We start from the raw sequence: 7495 nt of genomic DNA, 5'->3' as shown, positions 1-7495 counted from the left end.
GCGGGGGCAGTGGCAACGCAGCCATGCCGGGCGCCGGACCCGCCGGCGGCATGCGCTCGGCGGGCTCGCGCAGCGTGTAGACCACGCCGGCGGCACCGGCCAGTGCGGCGAGCAGAAGCAGGGGCCAGGAGACGCGACGCACCGGATTCAGTCCGCGAAGTTGAATCTCACCACCGCCGCGGCCAGGGCGAACAGATAGCCGTAGGCGAAGCGGTCGATGCGCAGCACCGGGTCGCCGCGGCGGGCACGCCAGCGGCCCAGCCACGCCATCGCCAGTCCGGCCAGCACGGGCGTGAACACCAGGTTCAGCAGCCGTGGCCAGCCGTCGCGCGTGAGGTGACCGGGAAAGACCCCCAGGCTCAGCGCACCCAGGCCGGCACCCAGCAGCGCATAGCCCAGCACGGCAAGCCAGACGTTGGGCCGCTTGCGGAACGGTTCGGCGACCGAGTGCAGGCCCAGCTCCACCAACACTTCGCCGAGGATCTGGAACAGCAGCTCGGCCAGCAGTTCGAAAAGGATTTCCAGCACGGACCCCGCGGCGGTAATGCGACGGCGCGCAGCCTAGCGCAGTGGCAGCGGCAGCGGGCATCGGCGCGGAGCACCGCCGTGGTGAGTTTTCACGGGCGCTGGTGCGCCCGAACGTCGCCCGCGGGGTCAGGAGCCGTGTGTCGAAAGGAACTGCGTGTCACCGCTGCGGATGGCCCAGTCCAGGAGGTCCTGCCGGTGGCTCAGCGCCAGCGCGGCGTCGCTGCCGGACGGGCTGGCGGCCAGGCTGCGGGCCTCGTGCTCCTGAAGGGCCCTGGCATCCTGCAGCGCGTTGGCCTGCGCCTGCGTCAGCCGCCCTTGGCGCAACTCGATGTCGATGTGCTGGCCTTGGGCCAGCGAGCGCGCCACGGCGGGCGGGGTGGCCCGGGCATGCGACGTCGTGGCGGCCTGTGCGGAGCCGGCGGTGGCTGCCAGGGCGAGGAGGAAGGCGGGGGAGAAACGACGCGTGTTCATCAGGGACTCCTTGAGGCGCGTGAAGCCCGGCGACGCCGCCGCCGGGCGGAGGACGGGCCGGCCGCGCCGGCCCGGGAAGTCAGCCCAGCCGCACGGGCACGAAGATCTGCTGCCCGTCGCGCGACACCAGCAGGGCGACCTGCTTGGGCTTGTCCTTCATCGCGTCGCGCACCTGGTCGATGTCCTGCACCGGCTTGCCGTTCAGTGCCAGCAGCACGTCGCCGGGCTGCACGCCAGCCAGTTGTGCCGGGCCGGTCACGCGTTCGATGAGCAGGCCATGGTCCAGCCCGGAGCCGCGCAGCTCCTGGCGTTCCAGCGGCCGCAGCGCCAGGCCCAGCGAGCCGCGTTCGGGCGCGGCGCTGGCTTCCTGTACCTCCTTGTCGGCGCGGCCGAGGGCCACGGTCTCGCTGAGGCGGCTCTTGTCGCGCCACAGCTCCAGCTTGAGCTTGTCGCCAGGGCGGGCCAGGCCGACGCGGCTGGACACGTCGCCCGCCACGCGCACGGCCTCGCCGTCGACGGCGGTGATGACGTCACCCGCCTTCAGCCCCGCCTTGGCGGCGGCGCTGCCAGGCATGACGCTGGACACCAGGGCGCCGTCCGGCGCCCCCAGGCCGAAGGACGCGGCCAGCGGCGCGGACAGGTCCTGCAACGTGACGCCCAGACGCGCATGCTCGACCTTGCCGTGGGCGACGATCTGGTCCTTGACCTTCAGCGCCACGTCCACCGGGATGGCGAAGGCCAGGCCCTGGAAGCCGCCGCTTTGCGAGTAGATCTGCGCGTTGACACCGACGACCCGGCCCGACGCGTCGAACAGCGGGCCGCCGGAGTTGCCGGGGTTCACGGCCGCGTCGGTCTGGATGAAGGGCACGACGCTGTCGCCCGGCAATGAACGGCTCTTGGCGCTGACGATGCCCTGGGTGGCCGTCTGCTCGAAGCCGTAGGGGGCGCCGATGGCGAGCACGTAGTCGCCCACCTGCACTTGCTTCGGATCCCCCAGCTGCACGGCGGGAAGGCCCTTGGCGTCGAGCTTCAGCACGGCAATGTCGGTGGCCGGGTCGCTGCCCAGCACCTGGGCCGAGAACTCGCGGCGGTCGCTGAGCTTGACGGTGACCTGCTTGGCGTCGCGCACGACGTGGGCATTGGTCAGCACCAGGCCGTCGCTGCTGATGATGAAACCCGAGCCCTGGCCGCGGAACGGCTGGGCGCCGCGCGGCTGCATGCGCAGGCCCGGCACGCCGCGGAAGAAGCGGAAGAAGGGATCATCCTCCAGACCGGGGCCCTGCATCTCGGCGCCGTCCTCGGCGCTGACCTTGTGCAGGCCAGCCACGGTGATGCCGACGACCGCCGGACCCTGGGTCTGCACGATGGCGCGGTAGTTGGGCAGCTGGGCCGGGGGCAGCGCGGCGGCAGGCGCGGCCATGACGGCTGCCGCCGCCGCGGCGATGGGCGTCGGGCTGGCGGGGACGTCGCCGCTCGCGGGCACGGCACTCGGGGCCTTGTTCTGCAACCAGGTCGGCAGCGTCCAGCCCGAGGCGGCCGTGGTGATCGTCACGCCGGCGGCGAGCAGCGCGGCGGCGGAAGCGGTCAATGCGGTCTTGGCGGTGCGGGTCATCGTTCACTCCTCATGCGGGCTGCGGTGCAGCCGTTGCCGATGACTCTAGGGAGCCAGCATGAGGGGCCGATGAGGCCAAGGTGAGGCGAAAGTTAGGGCGTGGGGGCCAGCGGCGTGAACAGCGGGCTGGCCATGCGCACCGGGGTGACGTCCAGGCGCACCTTCAGCACCGTGTAGTCGTCGCTGCCCAGCGCACCGCTGAGCCAGCCGACCGTGCCGGCGCCCCGGTAGAGGCGGAACTCGAAGCCCAGCTCGGGGGACAGGTCGCCGGGCCGCGGCTTGGCCCGGTAGGCCAGGCCGCGCACCTCGGCCGTGGGGCCCTCGAGCAACTGGGCCATGGCGTTGACGATGCTGCCGTCGCCGAGGATGTCGAGGAAGTAGTTGTCGAAGCGCCGGACGGGCTTGAAGTCGCCCGCGGCCGGGTCGATGCGGGGCTCGCGCAGCTTGTGCGCGGCGGGCGTCGTGACGCCGGTCTTGAGGTCGTGGCGGTCGCCGCGGTCCAAGTAGCTGAGCAGCGCGCCGCGCAGGTTGAAGGCCGGCAACTTGGCGTCGGTGCCGGCCTCGGACAGGTCCACCAGCAGGGCGCCGCGCGCGCCGACGATCTCGATGTCGCTGCCCTTGACGATGGCTGCCGTGTTCTCCTCCACGCCCAGGCCCAGCGTGTAGCCGAAGGCGCGCATGGCCGGCAGCATGCGGCCGATGCGGCCGCGCTTGAGGAAGTGCTGGTCCACGAACAGATCGGGACCGACCCAGCCCAGGCCGTGGTCGTACTCGCGCTTGTCGCGCCACTGGCCCTTGAGGATCTGCATGTTGTCGGGTGCGTCCCGGAACATCATGCGGCTCATGACGGCCGCCCCGGCGCTGGTGCCGGCCACGACGCCGCCCGCGTCGAAGACCTGCCGAATGGCCTTGAGCATGGCGGTCGGTTCGCCGCCGGGTTGCAGCGTGTCGACGATGTACTCCTGGGCACCGCCGGAGAAGAACACCCCCCGGGACGCCGCGACCTTGGCGATCAGCGCGGGGTCGTTGAGATTGCTCTGCAGGTCCACGCCCGTCTGGCGCGGCGCGACGGGGATGGCCTCCGCCTGGGCGCCGTGGCGGTTCAGCGTGGCGACGATGAGGCCGGCGCTGCGCTCGGGGTTGGCAGCGGCCGTCGCGAACACGGCGATGCGTGCGCCGGGTCCGCCGGACTCGTCGACGATGCGCTGCCACACGGCGTCGTTGTCGTTCTTCAGTGCGCCGCCGATGACGATGGCCGTGCCGGCCTGCGCGGTGGTGCCGATGGCCAGCAGCACGAGGGCGGCGAAGCGCCGCAGGGAGGTGTAAGTGGATGTCATGCAGGCATCTTGGCAGGAAACAGCACGCAACTTGTGGCTGCCATGGGTGAATCAGCGTGCCGCGCTCCCCGGTGGGGCGCGAAGCATCGCGATACATCCACCGGGGCCGGGGCGCGGACGTCGTGCAGACTGTCGGGATGACCCTGCAAGTTGACGAGACCCCCATCACCCTGACCACTGAACAGACCCTGACCGGCTGGCGCCGCGAGTTCTGCGTCGAATTGCTTGGCGACGGCCAGGCGCGCATCTTCCTGCGAGCGATGGAAGCGCCTTCGATGAAGGCCACCGAGCTGCACCGCGGCGTGCTGTTCCACCGCGTTGCCTCGACCTTCGCCGACCTCAAGGGCTGCGTCGCAGCGGCGCACGAGGCGCTGGAGGCGCTCGCCGGCACCGCCGTCAGGCAGCGGCCGACCCAGGACAACCTCTTCGCCGCCGTGACCTACGACCGCGCAGCCTGGGACCGGGTCATCAGCGACGTCGAGCGCTGGCAGCGCCGGGCGCACGCCGCTGCCGGCCGCTGAGCCGGCCCAAGCTGAACGAAGCCGATCGAAGCCGAATGCCGGTCTAGGCTGCTCTAAGCCGGCCAGACCATCTCCGCGCGCAGCCCGCCCAGCGGGGAGTCCGCCAGCCGGGCCTGTGCGCCCTGCTGGCGTGCGGCCGCGCGCACGATGGCCAGGCCCAGGCCGCTGCCCTCGACGCCCGCACTGCCCGAGCCCTCGCCGCGCTGGAAGCGGTCGAAGACGCGCTCGCGCGCTTCCAGCGGGATGCCGGGGCCGTCGTCGTCCACGCGCAGCAGCGGGGCGCCTCGGCTGCCCCGCAGCGCGCTCACCTGCACCGTGCGCGCCCCGTACTTCACCGCGTTGTCGATGAGGTTGCGCAACGCGCCGCGCAGGGCCTGCGGGTCACCCTCCAGCGGCAGCGCGTCGGGTGCCGTCACGCTGAGGGCGACGCCGGCCTTGTCGGCCAGCGGCTGCACGTCGGCCACGGCCTGGCGTGCCAGCTCGGCCAGGTCCAGCGGCAGTTCGGCCGCGCTGGCGCCGGGCTCGGCGCGCGCCAGCGCCAGCAGCTGTTCCACGAGGTGCACGGCGCGGTCGATGCCGCCGCGCAGTCGCGCGATGGCGGCATCCTGCTCCTCGCCGGGTGCCGAATCGCGCAACAGCCCCAGTTGCAGCTTCAAGGCCGTCAGCGGCGTGCGCAGCTCGTGGGCGGCGTCGGCGACGAAGCTGCGCTGGGCGTCAAAGGCCGTCGCCAAGCGCCCGAGCAGGCCGTTGAAAGACTCCACCAGCGGCGCGATCTCGCCAGGCAGGCCGGCGGTGGGCAACGCGTCCAGCGCGTTGGCGCCGCCGGCCTGGGCGGCATGGACGACGCGCGCCAGCGGCGCCAGCGAGATGCCGATCAGCCACCACACGGCCGCCGCCACCAGCGGCAGGGCCAAGGCCACCGGTGCGATGCTGCGCAGCGCGGCCAGCGCCGCGAGCTTCTGCCGCACGGCCAGCGGCTGTGCCACCTGCACGACGCGCAGCGGTGTGGCGGCGCCGAAGACGCGCCAGTCCTGCCCGCCCAGCCGCAGGTTGGAGAAGCCCAGCACGGCGCGCGCCGGCAGGGGTTCGGTCAGCCCCTGCGGGCGGCTGGAATACAGCTCCAGCCCCTGCAGCGACCAGATCTGCACGACGTAGTCGAAGCTCGGGTCGGCGAGCGCGGCGGCCTCGTCCCCGGCGATGCGCCCCTGGTCGCGCAGCGACAGCGCGGTCTGGCGCAACTGGTAGTCAAACAGTTCGTCCGCTTCGGCCCGAACGCTGAAATAGGTGGCCCCGCCCACGGCCACCGCCGTCACGGCGCCGAGGACCGCCAGCAGCGCAAACAGCCGCCCGCGCAGCGTGGAGAGCAGCTTCATGCCTTCTCGGGGCCGGCGTAGTAGCCCAGGCCGCGCACGGTGTGGAGCAGGTCGGCGCCGAGCTTCTTGCGCAACTGGTGCATGTAGACGCTGATGGCGTTGCTCTCCAGTTCTTCACCCCAGCCGTAGAGGCGATCTTCCAGTTGGGCGCGCGACACGATGGCGCCGGGGCGCTCCAGCAGCGCCTGCAGCAGCGCGAACTCGCGCGCCGACAGCAGTACGGGCCGACCCGCGCGCGTGACCTCGCGGGTGGCCGGGTCCAGGCGCAGGTCGGCCACGGCCAGCGCGGTGTCGGTGCGGCCGCCGTGGCGGCGCGTGACGGCACGCAGCCGGGCCAGCAGCTCGTCCAGCTCGAAGGGCTTGACCAAGTAGTCGTCCGCGCCGGCGTCCAGGCCGGCGACCTTGTCGGTCAGCGCGTCACGCGCGGTCATCACGAGCACCGGCGTCGCGTCACCACGGGCGCGCAGGCTCTTCAGCACGTCCAGGCCGCCGCGCCGGGGCAGGCCCAGGTCCAGCAGCACCGCGTCGAAGCGCTCGCCGCTGGCCAGCACCGCGTCCGCTGCCTGGCCGTCGCGCACCCAGTCCGCTGCGAAACCCTGGCGGCGCAGCGCTTCGCGCAGGCTCTCGCCGATCATGGGGTCGTCTTCAACGAGGAGCAGGCGCATGCAAGGTGGGTGAAGCGGCGGAGACGGGATTTTGGGGCGAAGGCGGCTAGAACGCGCTCTTGGTCGTACCGCCGTCCACGCGCAGCGCCGCGCCCGTGGTGGCCGAGGCCAGCGGGCTGACGACGTAGGTCACCATGGCAGCCACCTCCTGCGGCGTCGAGAAGCGCTTGATCAGCGACGTCGGCCGCACCTTCTCGAAGAACTCCTTCTCGAAGTCGGCAAAGCTCTTGCCCTCGGACTGCGCGAGCTGCTCGACGAAGTCGTTGACGCCGCGCGAGCGCGTGGGGCCGGGCAGGACGCTGTTGACCGTGATGCCCGTGCCGGCGAGCGACTCGGCCAGGCCGCGCGACACCGCGAGCTGGGCCGTCTTGGTCATGCCGTAATGGATCATCTCGGCCGGAATCTGCACCGCGCTCTCGCTGGAGATGAACACGATGCGGCCCCAGTTGGCGGCCTTCATGGCCGGCAGCACGAGGCGCGCCAGGCGCACGCCGCTGAGCACATTGACGTCGAAGAAGCGCAGCCAGTCGGCGTCGGGAATCTCCTCGAAAGGCTTGGGCTCGAAGATGCCCAGGTTGTTGACGAGGATCTCGATGCCGGGGTGCTGCCTGACCAGCGCCTCGGCCACGTCAGGCTGGCTCAGGTCACCGGCGAAGCCCAGCGGCCGGTTGCCGGTGGCGGCCGTGATGGCGGCGACGGCTTCGTCCACCGCCGCCTGCCTGCGGCCATTGACGATGACGCGAGCGCCTTCCGCCGCGAGCGACTGCGCGATGGCCTGGCCGATGCCGGCGGTGCTGCCGGAGACGAGGGCCAGGCGGTTCTTCAATTGCAGGTCCATGGCATGCCTTTCAAGGGAGATGGGCGACGGTGTAGCCGATGCCGAACGTCCTGTCGCGCGCTGGGGCTGTTCAGCGCGGCGCCAGGGCCTCGAGCAACGCCGCGGCGCCCGGCGTCAGGGCCTCGGTTGCGCCGAAGCAGATGAGCAGGT

Annotated in this window: 8 protein-coding genes; 1 reads left to right on the top strand and 7 read right to left on the bottom strand. The window is 72.0% G+C overall.

Translation table 11 applies throughout. From position 1 onward, the window contains the following. Window positions 1-147 precede the first annotated feature (147 nt). The 4 genes from VGF12_RS17400 to VGF12_RS17385 all read right to left on the bottom strand — a co-directional run bounded on the left by VGF12_RS17400 (window position 148) and on the right by VGF12_RS17385 (window position 3948). A complete protein-coding gene (locus VGF12_RS17400; protein ID WP_331177309.1) occupies window positions 148-528 on the bottom strand; it encodes a hypothetical protein in 381 nt (126 codons plus the stop codon). A 126-nt stretch (window positions 529-654) separates the two neighbouring features. Beyond that, window positions 655-999: a hypothetical protein gene (locus VGF12_RS17395; RefSeq protein WP_331177308.1), complete on the bottom strand. Its 345-nt coding sequence runs from the start codon at window positions 997-999 to the stop codon at window positions 655-657. A 79-nt stretch (window positions 1000-1078) separates the two neighbouring features. Next, the gene (locus VGF12_RS17390) at window positions 1079-2611 is read right to left on the bottom strand and encodes a Do family serine endopeptidase (RefSeq protein WP_331177307.1); all 1533 of its coding nucleotides are present in this window, start codon (window positions 2609-2611) and stop codon (window positions 1079-1081) included. A 92-nt stretch (window positions 2612-2703) separates the two neighbouring features. Continuing rightward, the gene (locus VGF12_RS17385; protein ID WP_331177306.1) at window positions 2704-3948 is read right to left on the bottom strand and encodes a cyanophycinase; all 1245 of its coding nucleotides are present in this window, start codon (window positions 3946-3948) and stop codon (window positions 2704-2706) included. Between the two features lie 137 nt (window positions 3949-4085). On the opposite strand from VGF12_RS17385, the gene VGF12_RS17380 reads away from it, so the two are divergent. After that, window positions 4086-4469 carry a hypothetical protein gene (locus VGF12_RS17380; protein ID WP_331177305.1) on the top strand — a complete coding sequence of 128 codons (384 nt, stop codon included), beginning with the start codon at window positions 4086-4088 and terminating at the stop codon, window positions 4467-4469. Between the two features lie 53 nt (window positions 4470-4522). Here VGF12_RS17380 and VGF12_RS17375 read toward each other — a convergent pair whose 3' ends face one another. The 3 genes from VGF12_RS17375 to VGF12_RS17365 are packed head-to-tail and all read right to left on the bottom strand — an operon-like array spanning window position 4523 to window position 7345. Continuing rightward, the gene (locus VGF12_RS17375; RefSeq protein ID WP_331177304.1) at window positions 4523-5842 is read right to left on the bottom strand and encodes an ATP-binding protein; all 1320 of its coding nucleotides are present in this window, start codon (window positions 5840-5842) and stop codon (window positions 4523-4525) included. After that, window positions 5839-6507 carry a response regulator transcription factor gene (locus VGF12_RS17370; protein ID WP_331177303.1) on the bottom strand — a complete coding sequence of 223 codons (669 nt, stop codon included), beginning with the start codon at window positions 6505-6507 and terminating at the stop codon, window positions 5839-5841. The genes VGF12_RS17375 and VGF12_RS17370 overlap by 4 nt, the downstream gene beginning before the upstream one ends. A gap of 46 nt (window positions 6508-6553) precedes the next feature. Next, window positions 6554-7345: an SDR family oxidoreductase gene (locus VGF12_RS17365; RefSeq protein ID WP_331177302.1), complete on the bottom strand. Its 792-nt coding sequence runs from the start codon at window positions 7343-7345 to the stop codon at window positions 6554-6556. Window positions 7346-7495 lie beyond the last annotated feature (150 nt).

Origin of the sequence: Roseateles sp. (assembly GCF_036404855.1) — a bacterium.
Taxonomy (GTDB): Bacteria; Pseudomonadota; Gammaproteobacteria; order Burkholderiales; family Burkholderiaceae_C; genus Pelomonas.
Note: the sequence above shows the minus strand (reverse complement) of the source record. Positions and strands in the feature narration are given on the sequence as shown.